At 58.3% G+C, this 19,606-nt stretch carries 16 protein-coding genes and 2 pseudogenes; 6 read left to right on the top strand and 12 right to left on the bottom strand.

Going from position 1 to position 19,606, the window contains the following annotated elements; genetic code table 11:
* Positions 1 to 68: 68 nt before the first annotated feature.
* From O7A61_RS12375 to O7A61_RS12350, 6 genes are all read right to left on the bottom strand, one after another.
* Positions 69 to 1,307 (bottom strand): NAD(P)/FAD-dependent oxidoreductase, encoded by a 1,239-nt coding sequence (locus O7A61_RS12375; RefSeq protein ID WP_337130026.1) that lies wholly within the window; start codon positions 1,305 to 1,307, stop codon positions 69 to 71.
* 37 nt (positions 1,308 to 1,344) lie between these two features.
* Positions 1,345 to 1,668 carry a 2Fe-2S iron-sulfur cluster-binding protein gene (locus O7A61_RS12370; RefSeq protein WP_337130025.1) on the bottom strand — a complete coding sequence of 108 codons (324 nt, stop codon included), beginning with the start codon at positions 1,666 to 1,668 and terminating at the stop codon, positions 1,345 to 1,347.
* 91 nt (positions 1,669 to 1,759) lie between these two features.
* A complete protein-coding gene (locus O7A61_RS12365; RefSeq protein WP_337130024.1) occupies positions 1,760 to 2,773 on the bottom strand; it encodes a sterol desaturase family protein in 1,014 nt (337 codons plus the stop codon).
* 5 nt (positions 2,774 to 2,778) lie between these two features.
* Entirely contained in the window at positions 2,779 to 3,627 is an 849-nt protein-coding gene (locus O7A61_RS12360; protein WP_337130023.1) for a 3-methyl-2-oxobutanoate hydroxymethyltransferase, read from the bottom strand.
* Between the two features lie 213 nt (positions 3,628 to 3,840).
* On the bottom strand, positions 3,841 to 4,737 hold the full coding sequence (locus tag O7A61_RS12355) for a LysR substrate-binding domain-containing protein (protein ID WP_337130022.1): 897 nt from the start codon (positions 4,735 to 4,737) through the stop codon (positions 3,841 to 3,843).
* A 264-nt stretch (positions 4,738 to 5,001) separates the two neighbouring features.
* The gene (locus O7A61_RS12350) at positions 5,002 to 6,117 is read right to left on the bottom strand and encodes a mandelate racemase/muconate lactonizing enzyme family protein (protein WP_337130021.1); all 1,116 of its coding nucleotides are present in this window, start codon (positions 6,115 to 6,117) and stop codon (positions 5,002 to 5,004) included.
* Positions 6,118 to 6,954: 837 nt separating this feature from the next.
* Here O7A61_RS12350 and proX point away from each other — a divergent pair.
* Positions 6,955 to 7,965 carry a glycine betaine/L-proline ABC transporter substrate-binding protein ProX gene (proX, locus tag O7A61_RS12345; protein WP_337130019.1) on the top strand — a complete coding sequence of 337 codons (1,011 nt, stop codon included), beginning with the start codon at positions 6,955 to 6,957 and terminating at the stop codon, positions 7,963 to 7,965.
* Between the two features lie 424 nt (positions 7,966 to 8,389).
* Complete coding sequence (locus O7A61_RS12340) at positions 8,390 to 8,644, top strand: hypothetical protein (protein ID WP_337130018.1); 255 nt, start codon at positions 8,390 to 8,392, stop codon at positions 8,642 to 8,644.
* A 7-nt stretch (positions 8,645 to 8,651) separates the two neighbouring features.
* On the opposite strand, the gene O7A61_RS12335 is transcribed toward O7A61_RS12340, so the two are convergent.
* Both O7A61_RS12335 and O7A61_RS12330 read right to left on the bottom strand, forming a co-directional pair.
* The gene (locus O7A61_RS12335; protein WP_337130017.1) at positions 8,652 to 9,149 is read right to left on the bottom strand and encodes an RES family NAD+ phosphorylase; all 498 of its coding nucleotides are present in this window, start codon (positions 9,147 to 9,149) and stop codon (positions 8,652 to 8,654) included.
* A gap of 4 nt (positions 9,150 to 9,153) precedes the next feature.
* A complete protein-coding gene (locus O7A61_RS12330; RefSeq protein WP_337130015.1) occupies positions 9,154 to 9,504 on the bottom strand; it encodes an MbcA/ParS/Xre antitoxin family protein in 351 nt (116 codons plus the stop codon).
* 502 nt (positions 9,505 to 10,006) lie between these two features.
* On the opposite strand from O7A61_RS12330, the gene O7A61_RS12325 reads away from it, so the two are divergent.
* Positions 10,007 to 10,792 carry a GGDEF domain-containing protein gene (locus tag O7A61_RS12325; RefSeq protein ID WP_337130014.1) on the top strand — a complete coding sequence of 262 codons (786 nt, stop codon included), beginning with the start codon at positions 10,007 to 10,009 and terminating at the stop codon, positions 10,790 to 10,792.
* A gap of 120 nt (positions 10,793 to 10,912) precedes the next feature.
* Here O7A61_RS12325 and O7A61_RS12320 read toward each other — a convergent pair whose 3' ends face one another.
* A complete protein-coding gene (locus tag O7A61_RS12320; protein ID WP_337130013.1) occupies positions 10,913 to 11,530 on the bottom strand; it encodes a DUF309 domain-containing protein in 618 nt (205 codons plus the stop codon).
* A gap of 162 nt (positions 11,531 to 11,692) precedes the next feature.
* On the opposite strand from O7A61_RS12320, the gene O7A61_RS12315 reads away from it, so the two are divergent.
* Complete coding sequence (locus O7A61_RS12315; RefSeq protein ID WP_337130012.1) at positions 11,693 to 12,379, top strand: transposase; 687 nt, start codon at positions 11,693 to 11,695, stop codon at positions 12,377 to 12,379.
* Between the two features lie 193 nt (positions 12,380 to 12,572).
* Here O7A61_RS12315 and O7A61_RS12310 read toward each other — a convergent pair whose 3' ends face one another.
* Positions 12,573 to 14,048 (bottom strand): NAD-dependent succinate-semialdehyde dehydrogenase, encoded by a 1,476-nt coding sequence (locus O7A61_RS12310; protein WP_337130051.1) that lies wholly within the window; start codon positions 14,046 to 14,048, stop codon positions 12,573 to 12,575.
* 581 nt (positions 14,049 to 14,629) lie between these two features.
* On the opposite strand from O7A61_RS12310, the gene O7A61_RS12305 reads away from it, so the two are divergent.
* The gene (locus tag O7A61_RS12305; RefSeq protein ID WP_337130011.1) at positions 14,630 to 17,761 is read left to right on the top strand and encodes a Ulp1 family isopeptidase; all 3,132 of its coding nucleotides are present in this window, start codon (positions 14,630 to 14,632) and stop codon (positions 17,759 to 17,761) included.
* A gap of 33 nt (positions 17,762 to 17,794) precedes the next feature.
* On the opposite strand, the pseudogene O7A61_RS32590 reads toward O7A61_RS12305, so the two are convergent.
* A pseudogene (locus tag O7A61_RS32590) lies at positions 17,795 to 18,078 on the bottom strand (IS21 family transposase); the annotation flags it as partial.
* A 383-nt stretch (positions 18,079 to 18,461) separates the two neighbouring features.
* Here O7A61_RS32590 and O7A61_RS12300 point away from each other — a divergent pair.
* Positions 18,462 to 19,058, top strand: coding sequence for a cold-shock protein (locus O7A61_RS12300; protein ID WP_337130010.1), 597 nt, complete (start codon positions 18,462 to 18,464; stop codon positions 19,056 to 19,058).
* 315 nt (positions 19,059 to 19,373) lie between these two features.
* On the opposite strand, the pseudogene groEL reads toward O7A61_RS12300, so the two are convergent.
* Positions 19,374 to 19,606 (bottom strand): annotated as a pseudogene (groEL, locus tag O7A61_RS12295) (chaperonin GroEL); the annotation flags it as partial.

The raw sequence follows: 19,606 nt of genomic DNA, 5'->3' as shown, positions 1-19,606 counted from the left end.
TTCCGTAAAACTATTCGTTCTATAATACAAATCATGCAACTTTACGTTGTATATTGCATCAAGTCTACTCATGCCGCAAATGTTTCTGTAATCGTTGTGGCAAGCGAGAGCAGCGACTTTTGGTCTATAGACGTGTCACTGACATGTTCTGGTAAAATTGTCAGACCCGCTTCGATGACGCGCTTCCCTACCATATAGGATCGCGGGTCGTTCATCGCATCAAGCGCGAGAAGCTGTGGACCGCGGTAGTACCATGTAGAACGCGATTTGCCCTCTCCTCCACGGACCACGACGCTATCATAGCCCACATTGAGACCTGCAATTTGCAGCTTGATGTCATACTGATCTGACCAGAACCATGGTCGCGCTTTGTATTGACTTCCGGCACCAGCAATATTCGCGGCTACCAGTTCGCCATGGTCGATCGCGTGACCAACGCTCTCAACCCTGATGCGGCTGCCCCCGTACCGAAATGACGCGCATTCCCCTGCCGCCCAGATGTTTAGATCTGATGTTCGGCCGAAGGCATCTGTTGCCACCCCATTGTCGATGACCAGGCCTGCATCGTAAGCAAGCTGGGTTCTGGGCGCGATCCCAATGCCGACGATAACAAAATCGACCTCATGTTCGCTGCCGTCGGAAAGCCGGGCACCGGACACTCGCCCCTCGCCCGTCAGCCGGTCAAGACCTGTGTTCTCTCTGATGGTGACGCCATGCTCAGCATGCAATTCTCTGAAGAAGGTTGAGGTCGCCGGTGCAGCAACTCTCTGCAGAATTCGCGGCGTCGTTTCGATAAGGGTTACGGCGAGACCCAGTTTTGCGCCGAGGGCAGCAGCTTCCAGGCCTATATAACCACCCCCAACAATCAGCAGTTTCCGGCCCGCGCAAAATTCCATCGCCATCGCGTTCGCATCGGCGAGCGTGCGGATCGTGTAAACACCGCCCAACTCACCGCCCATTTCCGCCGGAAGTCTCCGCGGACTAGAGCCCGTCGCCAGAACCAGGTGGTCATAGGCTAGGCTCCGGCCGCCTGCATTCACTGTCTTTGTGAACCGGTCGATCGCCGACACCGTCGCACCTAGCCTTAGATCAATTGCATTCTCCCGCCAGAACTCCGGTGCCCGCAACAGAAGCCTCTCGAGCTTGGTTTCACCGAGGAGATAACCTTTTGACAAGGGAGGGCGTTGGTAAGGTGCGACGGGCTCGTCGCCTAGTATCGTTATCTGCCCACAGAAATCGACTGCACGAGCCTTTGCCGCAACCGCGGCGCCTGCTTGGCCTGCGCCTATGATGACGATACCTGACATCCGTAATCCCTATCGCTGACCAGTTCCCTAAGATGTCTCAGGCTTGCCTCTGTGGCATGTGCAGAACCAAACCATCTAGGGCCTCATTGACCTTGACCTGGCAGGTCAGGCGTGAGCGGGACGGATCCGGTTCGTGTGCGAAATCCAGCATGTCTGCCTCCATAGGCTGTTTAGCCGGGAGTTTTGACGCCCACTCAGGGTCAATATAGGCGTGACAGGTGGCGCAGGAACATGCGCCTCCGCAGTCCGCTTCGATACCCGGAATACCGTTATCCCGAGCGCCTTCCATAAGGGTCGCGCCCCTGGGAACACTGACGGTGTGTTCGCGGCCGTTGTATTCGACGTAAGTGATCCTGACCATGATAACCTTTCTACGGCACGCTCGGATTTGGCCTAAACGGCCCTGCTGCTGGGCCGGAAAATCCTTGAAAATGACAAGCCTTTGCGCGGCGTCACTTCTTGCGCATCTCCTTGGTGCGTATCCTGGTCCGTGCGGTGGCCTCTTCCGAGCCGTCATGGAAGGTGCCAAACCACTTGTCGCAAGGCACCTCTGGTTCACCATAGTTGCATTCGAAGTACCGATGGTGAAGTTGGTGGAAGAAATCGCCAACCTTTAAGCCCGCGTCGCTGTGCTCCCCGGCTGTCACCGACTCATAGCCAGCATGCGAGCTGACGGCCAACAACACCTTCGACTGAAGATGGAGCAGAAAGTGGACCGGGTGAGACGCGATGAGGAAGTGTATCGCAACTGACGTCAAATACGTCAGGTGCTCGACGGGGTGCATGGACATGCCTGACCATGGTCCCACGTTGACATTGCGATGATGCAGGGAATGGAAATGGTTGTAGATCGGTCCCCAATGCAGGAGGCGATGAATCCAGTAGAAGTGGAACACCCCATAGAGCGGTAAAAAAACAAACCAGAGCACAAACCAGACGGGATGGGCCGTAAAGGTCAGTATCGGCATATAGCCGTTGGCATAGCACCAGAGACCGATGACCTCGTAGGCTGTCCAGATGGTAACGCCACTTGCGATCGTCCAGAACACGTTATCGAGAAACTGGCTGCTGAAGGTGAATAGCGCATTTTTCTTGTGGAACGGGCGGGTATCATACCGCAGACGGTCTCCCTGCATCTTGAACGTATACAGGTATAGATGCAGTCCACCGGCGAGAATGACGATCATCGCGAGGTTGCGCAGATAGACCGCCGCTATCCAATCGATACCAAATGTTCGAGCAGTCTGGAGGCTGGGTGATAGATAGTACCAAGTCAGGAAAGACACGCCCACCACAAGCAGTCGATCAGAAATCGGCAGCCACGAATTCCAAATGAGTTTAAGGCCCTCTAGGGGCCCCCGCTGGATGTTGAAGATGGACCGATCCTGAAGTGGGAGGTTTGGCCTGTAGTTCCATGTGGCCTTTCCCGGGAGAGTAACTTCTGGCTTTGTGGTGTCGGCGGCCATTTGCGTCATCCTATGCTTTGCGCGCCCAGTGGGGCTGTTTCGCTAAGCCGAGCCTGGAATGCTTCCAACTCGTCGGGTTTCATGGAAATTGTGACGTCGCGGTAGGGAAAAGACCCCTCACGAACGGCTGTGTGGAAGGCCGTCAATGCTTTGATCCTCTCACGCTCCATCTGTTCCTGCAGGTGCAAGACATTGCCGTAAGCGAACGCGTGACGCGGTGGGTTCTTGGTCTCCCCACAGATGTCTTCGGAAAACAGGAAGGTGACGTCGCCACCCGAGCCGGATCCAATCGAGAACGTGATCAGGCTGGTTTGCTTATTAATAGCTTCAAGTACCTCCTGGGGTACGAGCTCCACCTCGACAGCAAAGGCGCCCACAGCCTCCATGGCGCGGAAGCGCTCCACGAGCTTCATCGCCTCTATGGCGTTCGTCCCGTACGCCCGCAACCCACCTATCCATGTGCTGTACGGGGGAATAAGCCCGACGTGGCCCATGACCGGGAAGTCAAGGTCAGCGAGCATTCGGATGGTGTTGAGACTTCGGCTCGTATAAAGCGCATCGGCCCCCTCATCCATTGCTCGCATTGCGCCTTCGAAGACATCCTTTTCCGTGGGATGGTCCACTAACATAAGGGCGGCTGTCACGAATGTGGTCGGCGCCCCCTCCCTCACCGCTTTCAGGTATTGCGACCGCACCATCAGTGTGTCGATACCGGCGGCCGCAGCTCGCTCTGCCTGTTCCCGGCTTGTGACAGTCACCTCAGTTAGCTGAACTTTGCCCTTATTGGCGCGCAAATCAGCGACGGTCCAGTTGCGTCGAGCTGGCTGATGACCAAACGTAAATATGTTGCGCATCTGCCATCTTCCTCGGGGCGGATCTCAGGTCCGCTGCGGTCTACACCTAAGGGAAGATGTCGACGGGACAGTTCGAAATCAAATGAATGTTAGGCCGATCTTGCATTCCTCCTGGGAATGCAAGATCCCGGCGGCGTGCAGAGAATCTACTTGGGACCGATAGCCTTGGTCGTATTCGGGAATATGCGGCCGGCAGCAGGCCAGCACCTAAGTTCATTCACCAAGCTGTGAAAATCCGCTTATCGGACCGCCGTAGCGGCGTGTCAGCCATTGCTGAAATGGCTCTGTGGGAAAATTTGGACGCCGACCTGAGGGCCAAGCTATGCAATACCGATCGTCTGTCTGCAAGAACTCAGTGAGCGGGGTTACCAGGCGTCCGGCTTCAAGCAGATCGCCAAGCACCCGGAGGTAGCCCAGCCCGACGCCCTGGCCCGCCAAGCAGGCTTGGATCAAGTTGTAATAGTTATTGAACCCCATCGTGCGCTGGTTCTTGGGCGGCTCCATTGAAAATTCGCGTAGCCACTTTCTCCAACCCACCCACGACGGATGTTGAGCCTGCATGTAGAGAAGCTCACAATCTGCCAGGTCGGTAACGCTCTGGAGCGGGCCGTTCCTTTCCAGAAATTCAGGGGAGCAGACCGGCGTCATGATGTCTTGAAACAAGGGGCGGATGGTGAGGCCCGGAAAGTCTGGTTCGCCGAAGGTGAACATAAGATCCACCTGTCCGGTCGGGTCGATGCCTTGAGGGTCGGCGGTGACGACAAAGATCTCCCCGCCGCCAAAACAATCCCGGACCTCAGCGACCCGAGGCAGCAGCATGAAGGTCGCATTGGCCGTTGACGTCGAAAGGACGATCTGCTGCCGGGATCGGTCCTGAATCAAGTCTTCAAGGACATCAATGATTTGAGATGCCGCAGCGGAATAGACTCTCACGAGCCGATCGCCTGCCGGAGTTAGCGAAATTTGTTTATGCATTCTGGCAAACAGCGGCTGTCCGAGCCTTCGCTCAAGCTCCATGATCTGCTTGCTCACTGAGCTCTGTGACAGGCCGACTTCCTCACCGGCCAAGGTAAAGCTTTCGCGGCGCGCAGCTGCCTCGAAGGTCGGCAACAGCCTTTGGATGTTATGATACAGCGTCCTTGATCGCATCGCCTGTCACGGTTCCCTTGCATGGACATCAGGTTGACATTGTCGGTGATCGGGGATCCCTGAAGCGAATGAACTCAAGTTGTTGTGGCCGTAGGAGCGTTGCGGCTCGAATGGCAGCTAGTCCGGTCATTCCAGGGCCCATCGGCCTTGAATCCTCCTTCACACGCAGCGTTTCCGCTTTTGGCTGACTACGCTCGAAGACCGAGCCGACACTCAGAGCCGATTCTAGGAATAACGGGCAACCGGATCACCGAGGAACTCGAGGCGGGGTGTGATCCCCAGGCCTGGCAGATCTGGGGCGACGATCCGTCCGTTAATGACATCGTAGGGGCCGTCAGCAGTTTTCCCAGACATCACTGCGCGGCTTTCAAGCACACAGCGAAGGTATTTCTCCGGTACGGTCTGGCCCATATGCACTATGGCGGCGAATGCAATATCAGAACCTGCCGTCTCCTGGACGCTCATGGTGTAGCCGGCAGCAATGCCGATATCGCGGTGGCGACGGCCTTTGGTAAGCCCGCCATTTTTGGAGATTTTCAAACCTATGCCGTCTGCCGCATCGTCAGCGATCAACTGTACGATCGAAGCGTCACTGGTTGCCAATTCGTCGAAAAAAATCGGGATATTGGTCCTCCTGCGCAGAGACACGCATTCCCGCCACGTTGCGCAGGGGGCCTCGAGTACAAAGTCGAGCCCATGAGGAAGAAGACGCAGCATGCGTAGGGCGGTCTCTACCGTAAGCCCTCCATTTGCGTCCACGATATAGAATTCTCCGGGCTTTTGATCGCCGAGAGCGGCCGCAATTCTGGCCGCGTCCTCAGCCGGTTCCCCGCCCACCTTCACTGAGTGCCCGAGATAACCCATGGCGCGATACTCAGCTACGCTCCGGCGCATACTCTCCGGTTCATCCATATGGATCGACGAGATCACTGGCATCTTAACGTTGGTGCGCCCCCCCAACAGCTCGCAGACGGGGAGACCCACAGACTTTCCAAAAATGTCCCAGCATGCGACATCGATCGCCGTCTTGGCATGTTCATGCCCTAGAAGGGCTGCATCCATGGCGTCATAGGTGCGGTCAACGCGCCGTGGGTCAAGGCCAATAAGGTGCGGCGCCATTTCTGCGATGCCAGACCTGACGCCGAGCGCGTGGGAGGCGACATAATTAGAGCCCCAGGGAGTACTTTCCCCCCAGCCTTCAATTCCATCCTGCGTAGTAACCCGCACGATGGTCGCGTCCAGGACGGTGTACTCGCGCCCACCTGACAAACGATAAACGCCGCCCTCATAGCGGAGGTCCGCCTTGAAGACATCGATGCACTTGATGGCGCAGGTGGACATAGTTACTTCCTATTCGATCCAAGCCGGGACCATTGTTCAAAGCGTTGCGGGGCGCGCCCAAAAAGTGCTGTCATTCTGGGGAACTGGCGCACCCGCGACGCGTGGCGCCTGCTTGAGGTGGCGCCTGCTTGAGGTAGCGTCGTGCGGCAGAATGTAGGGGCTTTTCGCTATGGCTTAGATCAGCTCCGGGTCTCTAACCGAGGATGAGGTTCTCTATTGAACATCTTAAACGCTATCGACGAGTGGGGGGCGAGACAACGATACAAAAAGTCATGCGCAGCAGGACTAAATGTTATCGCGCCCCCCCCTCGGACATGCGTTGTCCGATAGCGGGCTCGAGCCGTACGCAGCCGCGAGTTGGGACTTAGTCCTTCGCAGTCGCCATAGTGAGCTGAGCATCCCGGTATAGCCGCGTCAAACAGGTCCCGACTGAACCTCGCCCAGCTTGGGAACACAAGACAGGATCCTGCGCGCGGGTCATAACGGATGCTCCAGCCTCTTCCATAGATAACATTTAGTCCTACTGCGCATGACTTTTTATACGGTTGATTTGTAACTCCCGCCGCCATTAGCGTTCAGCGCCAACGAAAGCGATGCCTTCAAGTCGTATCAAAGGCGCAGTAAGCTGTGCAGTCTAAATTCCTGTGGCTGCGAACGTTGTATGGCATTCGCGTCCCAAGCATTCGGTGTCTAGCCATCGATCAGGTCTTGGGGAAAGGAATTAAGTGAGATCGGAATGGGGTGTGGGCCGGATATTATAAAGGCAACATCATAACCCGTCATCATAATAAGCTGGGGAAAAATATCCATCTATCTGAAAACAATGGGAGACTATCTATGCGTGGAAGAGCGTTAGCCATTTTGTTTGCGGCCCTTATGATGACGGGCGCGATAACTAATACTGCGGAATCTGCGGATAAACTCCCTGGAACCGGGATTTCCGTACAGCCTACCGATCAGAACTATCCTGAAGAGTATCTTCAAAGAGATCTGGTCAGCATGGGACTGGAGGATTTGGGCTATGACGTAAAGGAATCTGCTTCTACGCAGATCCAAGCCGCCTACTTATCAGTGGGAAATGGGGACGCAACCTTTTATGCCGCTTATGACGATCCTCTGCATAAAGATTTCTGGGATCATAGCGGTGGGAGCTCTAAGCTTCAGCCGGTTGGCCTATTGGTCAAACAGTCTATTCAAGGCTATTCGATTGATAAGAAAACGGCCGACGCTTACCATATTAAGACTATAAATCAGTTCAAGGATCCCAATATCGCAAAGCTGTTTGACACAGACGGCAGCGGCAAGGCGACCTTGTACGGATGTGATCCAGGTTGGGGGTGCGAGCGGGTCATCGAGCATCAACTGGATGCTTATGGGCTTCGCGATACAGTTCGCCATTTTCAGGGAAGCTACAACGCGATCATCGCTGACGCCATTGAACGTGTCAAAGAAGGTAAGCCGACCTTATATTATTCTTGGTCGCCAATGTGGTTGGGTACAATTCTGCAGCCCGGAAAGGACGTGGTTTGGCTGACGGTCGATCACACCGACCTTCCAAAAGACCTGGAAGGCGCTGACACGGTCGTTCCGGGAATTGGCAACCTCGGTTTCACTTCCTTCACTCAGCGTGTGATCGCCAACACCGCCTTTTTGGACCAGAACCCAGCGGCTCGGAAGTGGTTCGAGCTCCTCCAAATCCCGCTGGAAGACGTCAGCGCAGAAAGCCTGAAGATCCACGATGGCCACGGCAGTGCCGAAGATATTCGCAAGGACGCCGAAGCGTGGAGAGAATCTCACCGTGCTCAGTGGGACGCGTGGATCGCTGAAGCAAAAGCCGCTGCTGAGTAACTTGTGAGGCCCTGCGCAATCATTCTGGTGGGCATCGGCTATTCCTCGTCGAATAAGACAAACCAGGATTTCGCTATCCCGGTTTGCCCATATAGTAAAGCCGGGACATCGCTGCCCCGGCTTGCTAAGTAGAAGGTCTGCTATTCGGCGGCGATTGACACCGCCTCAGTTTCCGGCTCTGGCGCTTTAAGTGCTGAGGGCAACCAGCTCTTGCCGTCGTACTCCTTCCCGGCTTGCGACACTCCCTCGGCTTTCAGCGCGCGCTCCACCGCCTTGGCCGCATCGGCCCTCCCATCATGAGGAGCGGATACCTGCTCAGCTTCGATCTGGAATTTTCCGGCGAGCGCTTGGGTAGCGACGAGTTCCGTTACACGACGATTTTGCTGCGCATCGGCGCCGGCATCAGGTCGAGTTGCCGGTGACCATGACGCTGATCGGCGCCATAGCCCGGCTCGAGCACGCGCTGGCCAGTTTCGAGGGCGAACAGGAAAACTATCGCCTGCGGCTCGACGATGCTCGCAAGCGTCTTGCATCGTATCTTCCGCGCGTCGGTGAAGCCTTTGCCTTCGAGGCGGAGTTGAGGATGAAGCGGGAGAAACTGGCTGAGGTAGACGCGGATCTCGCCAGCGATGTCGAGGCATCTGGCGACAAGCCCGGAAGCGATCGGATCGAGGCCTGACGGCTTGCTATCTCGACAGGCGATCCTCGTCGTCGATCAGCGTGAGGCGGTGCGGGGCCGCATCCCCCCATTTCCAGAGCACGAGGTTCAGATCCTGCCTGGTTGCGCCGGGTGCGAAGCTGCGGACAAGCAGGCCGTTGCAACCCTGATCCATCAGGCGTCGGGCAAAGGCCTGCGTCCGCGCTTCTCCGCTCGCCTTCATCTGATCGCGCCATGTGCCGTCGGCGAGCGCAGCCGCATGCATATCCTGCGCCGACAAAGCCTCCGCGTCGCGGCCGTCGAAGACATCATCGATTTCCGCGTCGTAGGAAACGAGCGTCGTCGGCTGGAGATTGCCGACCTGGTTCGCTTCGCGGAGCGCTGTCATCACCGACAGTGACGCGTAGAGCGCCGGCACACCCTTCGGATTGAATCGTCCGCCGTAGAGTTCGGCACCACGGCCGGATAGCGGCTCGCGCGCATAGATGGGATTCAACGCCCGATAGAGCTTTCCACGATAAAGCACCGGGTCAGGCGTGCACGCCGGCGTCGACCGCGTCGATATAGTCCAACACGTCATCGGCACGACCGCCGCGCACGAGCTGCATAGCCGTCTGGCCGGAGAAGCCCGGAAGCGGCTCCGAACGATACCAGGCATAGGCCATCAACTGCGAACCGAAGCGCGGCTCGACCTTGTTGATCACCTCGACCATCTCGCGCAGCCGACGCTGGGTCTTGTCCGACCGAATGCGGTCCTTGCGCTGGACCGCGTCCCTGCCAAGCCCCGCGGTGCGCGCGACTTCCTCGCTGGTCGTACGGAACGCCTGCGCGATCTTGCGCGGCGCGAAGAGGCCATTATCGGAATACTGGACGAGACCCATTGCTTTCTCCTGCTGGTTTTGCCGCTTAGCCTGACGCAATATAATGTCAGCCAACGTGGCAATCAATGGGAATAGTAATGGGAAGGGAACCTGCGCAATCCCGGCCACTGCGTCCCGCGCAGGGCTGGAAGCCCCGCTAGCCCGACCGGGCAGGGATGCTCGGCCGCGGTTGCACCGGCCCGTCCGCTCCGCGGGCCGCCGGACGCGGGCCCGCCGTGTCGAGAGCGGCTCTACCGGCCGTCCTGCGCGCGGCGTATATTCAATGATCACCACCTATGGAGAATGCAGTAGTGTTCGACAACGAACAGCGGCAGTATCGAAAAACTCGCATTTTAACCGTTGCTAAAATTCGCCGCACTGTCTTGCGTGCGCACGCACTCCGGGGCTCAGGAGACGGGGCCGCCCCTCAGCCTTCTGGTTTCCGACTAATCTTAGTAGAGTTGGTAACGGCTCTTTCAGAGCCTCTATCTAAGAAAACGGTACCAATCTCCAAAGAAACAACATGACGCCTCGCACCAAGCGTATTCTAGGCAAATCGATAGTCGTGACGATCATTGCCGTCGTCGCGACCTTTGGTCTGTCGTTCACGGCAAGAATAGCCTTACGCATGCCGATCGATTGGCTGAGTTGGGTCGAGTGCACGCTCATCCCCATCCTGATTGGGATGCCTGTCGGGGCCTATATCTTCGCCCAGTCGGAAACCATCCAGGACACATGTGACAAGCTGGAAAAGTCGTATGCGGCCCTCAGAGAAACCCATGACAGGCTGGCGTTCGTCACCACCCACGACCCGATGACGGGGCTTCTTAGTCGCGGCGGATTCATCGCAAGGATGGACAGGGAGCGCGATGAGGGTGAATACGACACGCTTCTCCTTGTCGATCCGGACCACTTCTCCTCGTTCAATGACAAGCACGGACATTCCAAAGGCGACGAGGCCTTGGTTCGAATCGCTAAGGCGCTTGTCTATCTAACGCGCCCTGGCGATTCGGTTGGGCGCCTTGGTGGCGAAGAGTTCGGGGTCCTGCTGCGAGGGGTGCGCAAGGAGCAGGCAATGACCATAGCGGAGAACATCCGCCGTCTTGTTGAAGGGATACCCTGGATCAAAGCGCAACAGGACGATGTAAAGGTGACCGTCAGCATCGGGGGTGCGGAAATCCCTCCCGATGCAGATACGCAGGATATTCTTCGCACAGCAGGACGATGCCTTTCTGAAGCGAAACAGCGCGGCCGGAACCGCGTTTCCTTCGACTTTGAAGCAGCCAAATTGCGAGCCGTGACACCATAGCCGACGCTTAGGGCCTGTCCCTTTCAGGTGTTAGCTCGCCGGAAGGGTCGTCGAGGCAACCGCCAGCATTTGATAACGGCGAGGCCGCCAGGCGGCCTTCGGACCTGGCTCTCAACCAGCTTAGGTGCTTGCAGCGGACGGTATGCTGTTGTTGCGCGTGGCTTTGCCCCGCTGATCTGATCCGAGGACGAAATCAAATACCGGTCGAGGCTGACCAAGTGGCGCGTCCTGCAACGCCGGAGCCTCTGTCGCTGCCTCGGTATAGTCGGCGAGTATCGCTGGCGGGAGGCCGAGCGCGTTTTCAACGATGTGTTCCGACGGGCCGCGCAATCGACGAAACAGCAATGCGGCGCGCCGGGAGTGACGCACCGCTGCGGCAGTTTTGCCCTCTCGTATCTTTACGCCGGCCGCTGACAACAGGATCAATGCTTTGAAGAACATGCGAGAAGGGCTGCCTCGGTCGGCAACCTGCCAAAGACCTTCCCACGCCTCATGTGCTTCCCAGTAATACCCGTGATTGAAGAGGTCGAGACCCCAGAAGAATGGATCTGAGCCAAGCGCCGCATCCGTGGTGACCGGCATCGGCTCGGCCAGATAGCTATGTCCAGCGGGATCGCGCACAGGATGCGGCTGCCTGCCCGGTAAATACGCATAGGCTGGAAAGCTCTTTTCCGGCACGTGCCGGGGGCGCGAATTCGAAGCAATGGCCATGAAGCATGATACCACATGGGTGGTCATGGCTCGCATATGAACTTCTTGTTTGGAGACGGGCTCTATGGCTCTGATGGAGTTGCCAAGACTCCTTCTGGGCTATAAAGGCCGGCGCGGAACAGGAACTGGCGGTGAAAATCGGAGCCCGAAACTGGACCTCTTAGACAATAATGCTCACAAGGAAGCGGCATGAGGCGTCAAACGCGACCATTCATCTTGGAAGTCAAGCGGAAGCGTGGCGTTCAAAAACAGTCCCGGCCGATTTGGGGGAACTTTGATATCTCAGCGGCCCTCGCCGAGACAATCCGAGAATCGGAGGCGGCAGAGCTGCCCAATTGTCAGACGATTGACTCCAACGTAATCTCCGTCGATCCTGAACATCTGTTCAAATCCCAAGCGGAGACTCATATGCCCGATCCAAATGGCGCTGAAGCTGTAGCATCCCCCTCTGAATCCCCTGCGAAAGCAGAAAAGCCAAAGGCCAAGAGTAGAGTTGCGCAATCGCGCAAGTCGAAGCCGGAGAAAACATCGCCATCCCGTACCAATGGAGCGGTCACACAGCCTGCAACGTCGGATTCGACGGCAACGGTTCGAAGCGGCCGGAAAATTTACTCCGCAAAAGAGCGAGCTCAGAAGCTCTCCGAGATGGAGAAATCACTCAACGCCGGCGCCACTTTGAAACTCGCCGCAAAGCAGGCTGGCATATCGGAACAGACCTATTACCATTGGAAACGGGCCTCGACACCTGCGCCGCGCAGCGACGACCTGAAAGACCTTGTCGCGCTCGAGGAGGAAAACAAACGGCTAAAGATCCTTCTCGCTGAGCGCCTTCGCAAGGAGAACGCGGAACTGAAGAACAAACTCAGCCTCCTGTAGGGTCTGCGCTTGAGCCGCAGGCTTGAGACCCCAATAACCGAGAGTTGTCGCCAGGCTGCCGGCCTAATCGGGATTTGCCACAGTCCGGAGAGCCCGGATCCGGGGCAGGCGCCACTGGCGAAAACACTGGCAAAGCATGTCGGCTTTGAAGTGACGACCTGGTGGCCTGGAGTAACGACTTACCCTCGCGAGCTCATATCCCGCCCATGCAGAGGTATTTCATCTCGAGGTAATCCTCGAGGCCGTGGCGCGACCCTTCGCGCCCGATGCCGGATTGCTTGATGCCGCCGAAGGGTGCGGCCTCCGATGACATGCGCCCGGTGTTGATGCCAACCATGCCATATTCCAGCGCCTCGGCCACACGCCACACCCGCTTGAGGTTGGAAGCGTAAAAATAGGCGGCAAGCCCGTAAATCGTGTCGTTGGCCTCGTGCACGATCTGATCCGCATCTTCGAAGCGAATGATCGGAGCCAACGGCCCGAATGTCTCCTCTCGGGCCACGGCCATCTCGCCGGAGATATCAGTGAGGACCGTCGGTTGAAAAAACGTACCCTCTTTGCCCATGCGATTGCCGCCGCATTGAACTGCCCCGCCCTTTGCCACGGCATCGGCGATATGGGATTCGATCTTGGCCAGCGCATGACTATCGATCAGCGGTCCGATAGCTACAGCTGGATCGAAGCCGTCACCCACCGAAAGCTGGCGGGCTTTTCCGACGAACTCCTCGACAAACCTGTCGTGAACGCCCGCCTGCACATAAAGGCGGTTCGCGGAGACACAGGTCTGGCCGGCATTGCGGAACTTCGCTTGAATCGCGCCGTCGACGGCAGCATCGATATCGGCATCGTCGAAGACGATGAACGGCGCATTGCCGCCGAGCTCGAGGCTGAGCTTCTTGATCTGGTCCGAGCACTGGCGCATCAACAGGCGTCCGACCTCGGTCGAGCCGGTGAAGCTGATCTTGCGGACCTTGGGATTGGAACAGAGTTCGCGGCCTACCGCATCGCCATCCGAAGCATAGATCAGGTTGACGACGCCTTCGGGAAAGCCAGCCTGATGGGCGAGGGCGAACATCGCACCCGCCACGAGCGGTGTCTGTTCGGCCGGCTTGAGAACGATCGTGCAGCCGGCGGCAAGTGCTGGCGAGATCTTGCGCGCCACCATGGATGCCGGGAAATTCCACGGCGTGATCGTGCCGACGACCCCGATCGGCTGTTTGATGACCAGCATGCGGCGGTCTGTCGACGGTGCCGAGATAGTCTCACCATAGATGCGATTGGCCTCTTCAGCGTACCACTGCAGATACGCCGCGGCATGCGAGACTTCCGACTTCGCCTCGGTGAGCGGCTTGCCCATTTCAGCGGTGAGGATCGCTGCGAGGTCGTCGGCGTGATCGACGATCAGCTGACGCCAGCGCCACAGGATGTCGCTGCGCTCTCTGGCGGTTAGCGCCGCCCATCGAGGCTGCGCCATATGGGCTTTGCCGATCGCGGCGCGCGTCTCCTCGATGCCCATGTCGGGAAGTTTCGCCAGCAATTCGCCTGTCGATGGGTTGAAGATCTCGAATGTCCGGCCGCTCACAGGCGTGCCAAGGCACGGCAAGCGATCGATGGTGCCGAACAGGCCGGGGGATTTTACGTGACGGATCAAAGGCGGGCAGAGCGGCAATGCCGTATTCTCCTCAACGCGGCGGACATCTGTGGCAAGAGCTTGTTTATCCCGCATGGCCGGTGTCAGCATAGGGCCTCGGACGGCCGGCGGGTGAACCCACACGCGCGAATATTGCTGATCCTGGAGCAGCATTGACCAAGCCGATGCGATGTTCTGAAGCCATGCTGGCTGCGGACGAAAGCTCGGTCGCCAGCCCGATCAACGCCCGAACTCGGACAGGCTCCCTCCGCTCGTTATGGGGCCGCAGCTAACGCTGGATCGCACGCGATCCAGCCATCCAAGATACGGTGCTGGTATCGAGCGAACAGCTAACCCTTGCAGATTCCGCCGCTCGGCGGTCAGATTCAACAACCGGTTGCACAATTCGCACTCGGGAAGGACCTCCACCAACCCCCAGGTATTCAGATCGGGGCTGGCCTCGTCCGCGACCCGTCAGATTCTCGAAAGCTGTGTCTGCAACAGTCTTCAAATATCTCGAGTTCTGGCCGCGAGAGTCTGTTGCTGCGGAAACCCGAGTCGAAGCGGCTCGTCCCTACATGGGGCAGCTATGCAGTTTCATCTCAGCTAGGGATAGTATTATGGACGCGAACTATAACGACCCAGACTATTGGACCCGTTGGTACGCTGAGCAGAAAGAGCTGCAGCGTGCGAGGCAAGGCTCGGACAACATGGCTGCGGATCAAGCTGTCTTTGAACAGCAGCTGAGCGAGCTTCAACTCAGCTCTTCTGAGGAGAGCTCCGCTGAGTTGAGCTCGCCCGGCACTCGACCCGCTGAGGCACAAAGAAGTCTGCGGCGCACTGGCATCGGCGGTTCAATGCGCATGCCGCAGCAATCCAATCTGCGCGACAGTGGGTTCAGCAGTACGCGGCACAGCATTGATATTCCTCGCGCTCACCTTGGCTCGGCTCCGACGGGCTCGCAGTCTGACCTGCGTGACAGGTCATTCGGTAGCACGCGTTTCACAGCGCCATCGGAGGCGCAGCCCGCGACGCGGACCAAGGATAGCAAAAGCCGTGGACTGTTTTCTCGTGTAAAATCAGGCCTCGGCAAAGTCTTCGGAAGCCGAAGCGAAAAGTCGTCCCGCAGCCCGGTGTCCGACGTGGTCCATTCAGAGCTTCGTATGGACTCGGCCAAGCGTAGTCGCCCCCCCACCGGCGCAGACATGCATCCCGAGGACGAGCGCCTCATCGAGCAGTTCGCGGCAGAACTCCGAGCTTATGAAGTCGTTCCCGACGGCACCATCGGCCGAGGGGAGGGAAAGGTTCCCGAGCCTACCATCAAGGATAATCTAGGCGTTCTTAGGGGATTTGCTCGTTGGCTCCGCCAAGAGAACAGGGGCCCGTTGACGACTCGAGCTTTTAACGAGCCAAGGTCGCTGGCCATCGACATCGAGGACTACACGAAAGCCGGAGGGGACGACCGCGACCGTCTCTCGTCGGCGTTGTCCCATTTCCGGAGGCTCGGGGCTGAGGGGCTCCAGTCAGTCGGTGCCGGACCCCGCCTGATGGGGCGCCAAACACTTGGCCCTTATCCCGAGGACGCCCTCGTCATCGATGGCTTGGAAAAGAAAAACCTAGCCGAGCTCGCATCGGACTCGACTCGCCCACAGAAAACGCGCGTTTCAGTGATCGCTTCCAGGCAACGCAAGTTTAGTGATTGGCTCCAAAGGGAGGGTAAGGGAAGCATAGTGAGCCGACTCAACGGCAGTGCTCAGGAGCAATTGTCGTTGCAAGCAGACCACAAGGCCTTCATCACAGCCACAGGACAGACCAGCTCTCAACTCGATCAGCTTCGGCAGTACCTAGGCGCCGACCCCCAAATCAACCGGCATAGTCCTTATCCCGATGACGCCAGCATTATCGACGGCCTGGAAAAGGAAGAATTGCGCCAGCTCGGACCCGAGGTGGGCAAACAGAGAAAAGTCGTCTGGAATACTGCTTGGGCTCAACGTAGGTTTAGTGATTGGCTGCAAAGGGAGGGCAGGGGCAGCATAGCGGGTCGACTCAACGGCACTGCTCAGCAGAAACTGGCGTTGAAAGCAGACCAAAAGGCCTTCAACACAGTCTATGGAAAAACCGCCCTGAGTCTCGACCGGCTTCAGCAGCACCTAGGCGGCGGAATCCAAACGAGCCGGCAATCCAACCGGCATAATCCCTATCCCGACGACGCCCGCATCATTGAGGGCCTGGCCAAGGAAGAGCTGATCAAGCTCGGACCCAAGCCGACATCCCGGCAGAAAAACGTAAGTGTGACCATTGCCAGCGCGCAACGCAGGTTTAGTGATTGGCTCCAAAGGGAGGGTAGGGCGAGCATAGTGAGCCGACTCAACGGCACTGCTCAGCAGAAACTGTCGTTGAAAGCCGATCACAAGGATTTCACCAACGCCGAAGGAAAGGTCACCCTGAGTCTCAACAGGCTTCGGCAGTACCTAGCAGTTGTTGAGGCGAACAGAGCGCTGGGTGTGGCTTCCTCTGAACAGGTTGATTGGGCTCCGCAGCCTGCCGGGTCGAGCTCAACTTGGTCCCCGTATGTGCCGTCCGACTTTGACGCGAATGAGTGGCTGCCGGAAGGCCAGTCAGGACACCCCGAACGCCAGGAAGCTGCGTCGTCCGGCTCAAGCTGGCCGCGAGTGCCGTCCGACTTTGACGCGAATGAGTGGCTGCCGGAAGGCCAGTCAGGACACTCAGAACGCCAGGAAGCTGCGTCGTCCGGCTCAAGCTGGCCGCGAGTGCCGTCCGACTTCGATGCGAGGGAGTGGCTGCCGGAAGGCGCGTTAGGACACGCCGAACGGCAGGAAACTGCGTCGTCGGGCTCAAGCTGGCCGCCGCGAGTGCCGTCCGACTTTGACGCGAATGAGTGGCTGCCGGAAGGCCAGTTGGAACAGGCCGAATGGCAGGACGATGCTTACTATCGGCCGGAGCTTCCGGTTACGCCATCCGTGGCTCATATAGACGCTTTGGATCCGGGAGCCTCGTCGCATGCCCGCACCGGGCAGGTGCTCGGCGCCGAGCAATGGCTGGGTGACGAGCATATTCAGAGAGATTACGATCTCCTGGCCCAGGAGTTGCCGGTGACCTATCCGAACCTCGCCGCCCGGACGCGGTTCGTGGACCCCCTCATAGCTCTTTATAGTCTGCGTGGGGGTATCGATATGCAACGCGCATTGGATGGCATCCTTTACAGAGACGGTACCGACACAGCCGACTTCGTGTTTGTGCCAGTGAGCGACGCCAGCACCACGGACCCCAATCGCCGCGGCACTCATTGGTCGCTGCTGCTGGTTGACCGCCGCGATCGGGAAAGCCCGGTTGCGTATCACTACGACTCCGTCCGCGGACACAATGATGTACCTGCTTCAGTAGTTGCAGCACGGCTGGGTGCGCGCCTGGAGCCAGCCCGCATGTCCCAGCAACAGAACGATTATGATTGCGGCGTGTTCGTGGTGGACGGCACGCGGGCGTTGGTTGGGCAATTGGCGCAAGAGCGGTTGCCAGTGCAACAGTCACGGCATCTCGACAACCTCGTCGCCGATCGGCAGGCACTGCAAAATCGACTCGGGGGCCGTCTGATGCACGAGCTCCCCCCGGACCGGGGGGAGCTTGAACTGGCTGGTGTTGGGAACAGCCGAGATCTGCGAGGATCGCGTGATCTTGACACGGGACGATATGCCGAGCGCACGCGTGACCGATCTCAAGGACTGGGCCGATGACACCCGGCTCAAAGATCTCTTGCTGGAGCGCGTGGAATACCAGTGTCCGTCGATCTCGATAGTCGGGCGCGACACGGCCGCGCTTCCAGCGCACAAAGACGGGGCAGGTCCGGCAATTGCCCCTGCTTCGGCCTGTCCAGCTCGGCCACGAGTTCGGCCCGGCTGGAGGCGTTGAGTTCGTGTGACGAGTACACTGATCTCGGCGTTTAGCTCGCCAAGCAAAAGAAGCGCTGATTGCGCAGCCGCGCCAGCGCCTGGCGTTGGGCAGTTTGCACGCGAACCTCGACTTTTGCCTCCTTCGCTCGTTTCGGCCGAGCGCCCGTCCCCACGAAGTCTGCAGCATTCACTGCGGCCCAGAACGTCGATTAGATCGAACAAACCGAGGTGCTCATCAGCCGTTCGACAATTGGTAGTTCACTCGTCGTGCCGGTTTTTGCGCTGAAGCGTGTCGACGCGATCCCTACAGGGATGTTCGCGGCCCAGGCATCGAGGTCTATCGATGATCGTCTGGTGATTTCCTTGCACATAATGCCAGCCCGGCCAATGCACCAGACGCCTTTGCTCAAATCGGCAAAACAAACCAGTTGGACACAATGGATTGAGAGAGCTTTGCGCCACAAGGGCAATTGACACTAGCGCGTCGCCCGATGGAGATTATCTTAGCGGACCACCGTGCCTTCGCTATCCCGCCGAGACGATCATGAGCCGATATAGAGATCATCGCAAACCACGCAGGCATTGGAATGACGACGAACCGGCTTCTTTTTCGGAACGGCCTCCCGAGCCCAGCTATTTTCAACGTCCGCCTCCCATGTCCGTAGATCCTGTCGATGCCGAGGTGAAGTGGTTCGACGTGACCAAAGGATTTGGCTTCGTCAAACTCTTGGACGGTAGGGATGCCTACCTGCCCAGCAGAGTACTTGAGCTAGCCGGAAGCCGCAGTGTCTCCCAAGGAACCCGGCTCAAGGTCGCCGTCGAAGAGCGGTCAAAGGGTCCCCAGGTCACCCAGTTGCTGGAGATTGACGAGGTCGCCAAAACGTCGCCGCCTGCCTATCGTGCTGAAGGATCCGTCTCTGCAGTGGGTGGAACGACGGAGAGTGCGGGCACAGTGAGGTGGTACAATCCCAAAAAGGGCTTCGGCTTCATTGCTGCTGAAGATGGGAGCAAGGACGTCTTCGTTCACGCCACTGCGTTGACCGATTCTGGCCTCACCAATCTGGTGGAGGGGCAAAAGGTAATGGTCCAATGCCGGCCGGGGAAGAAGGGCTTGGAAGTCCACAGCATCCGCATCGCTTAGAGCCAGCTTCGGGCGAACCCTATCGCTCACGCAAAAAGGCCCGCTGCCGCGGCGATGGCAGCGGGCCGATGTCGAAAACAGCGCGGGAGGAGGTGCGCTGCATTTCAGCGTCGGCATCGCATCTGGGAGGAGTAGATGGCCGACAGTGGAACCATATCCATCGAGCAACATATTGCAATGCACAAAAAATTGTTTGCAAGCGCGAAGGGCCTTCCAAGGTCCGCCTCGATGGAGCTGCCATAGCCCCTATCGACAAAAGGCAAAAGCAAAAGGGCGGCATCGCTGCCGCCCTTCCGAGATGGTCAAATTGCGCGGTCAGAAACCCATGCCGCCCATACCGCCCATGCCGCCGCCGCCCATGCCGCCCATGCCGCCGCCGCCCATGCCGCCAGGCATGCCGCCGGCGCCAGAGTCCTTCTTCGGAGCTTCGGCGATCATGGCTTCGGTGGTGACGAGCAGGCCGGCGACCGATGCCGCGTCCTGGAGGGCCGTGCGCACGACCTTGACCGGATCGACGATACCCATGACGATCATGTCGCCATATTCGC

This window comes from Mesorhizobium sp. Cs1321R2N1 (genome assembly GCF_037179725.1).
Taxonomy (GTDB): Bacteria; Pseudomonadota; Alphaproteobacteria; order Rhizobiales; family Rhizobiaceae; genus Mesorhizobium; species Mesorhizobium salmacidum.
The sequence above is the reverse complement of the archived record's forward strand: the minus strand, read 5'-3'. Positions and strand labels throughout refer to the sequence as shown.

Bases quoted from the DNA above. Each gene is read 5' to 3' on its own strand.
- O7A61_RS12365 (WP_337130024.1), bottom strand. From the start codon at position 2,773: ATGGCCGCCGACACCACAAAGCCAGAAGTTACTCTCCCGGGAAAGGCC.
- O7A61_RS12360 (WP_337130023.1), bottom strand. From the start codon at position 3,627: ATGCGCAACATATTTACGTTTGGTCATCAGCCAGCTCGACGCAACTGG.
- O7A61_RS12305 (WP_337130011.1), top strand. From the start codon at position 14,630: ATGGACGCGAACTATAACGACCCAGACTATTGGACCCGTTGGTACGCT.
- O7A61_RS12315 (WP_337130012.1), top strand. From the start codon at position 11,693: ATGAGGCGTCAAACGCGACCATTCATCTTGGAAGTCAAGCGGAAGCGT.
- O7A61_RS12350 (WP_337130021.1), bottom strand. From the start codon at position 6,117: ATGTCCACCTGCGCCATCAAGTGCATCGATGTCTTCAAGGCGGACCTC.
- O7A61_RS12320 (WP_337130013.1), bottom strand. From the start codon at position 11,530: ATGACCACCCATGTGGTATCATGCTTCATGGCCATTGCTTCGAATTCG.
- O7A61_RS12375 (WP_337130026.1), bottom strand. From the start codon at position 1,307: ATGTCAGGTATCGTCATCATAGGCGCAGGCCAAGCAGGCGCCGCGGTT.
- O7A61_RS12370 (WP_337130025.1), bottom strand. From the start codon at position 1,668: ATGGTCAGGATCACTTACGTCGAATACAACGGCCGCGAACACACCGTC.
- O7A61_RS12330 (WP_337130015.1), bottom strand. From the start codon at position 9,504: ATGGGTCTCGTCCAGTATTCCGATAATGGCCTCTTCGCGCCGCGCAAG.
- proX (WP_337130019.1), top strand. From the start codon at position 6,955: ATGCGTGGAAGAGCGTTAGCCATTTTGTTTGCGGCCCTTATGATGACG.
- O7A61_RS12300 (WP_337130010.1), top strand. From the start codon at position 18,462: ATGAGCCGATATAGAGATCATCGCAAACCACGCAGGCATTGGAATGAC.
- O7A61_RS12325 (WP_337130014.1), top strand. From the start codon at position 10,007: ATGACGCCTCGCACCAAGCGTATTCTAGGCAAATCGATAGTCGTGACG.
- O7A61_RS12340 (WP_337130018.1), top strand. From the start codon at position 8,390: ATGACGCTGATCGGCGCCATAGCCCGGCTCGAGCACGCGCTGGCCAGT.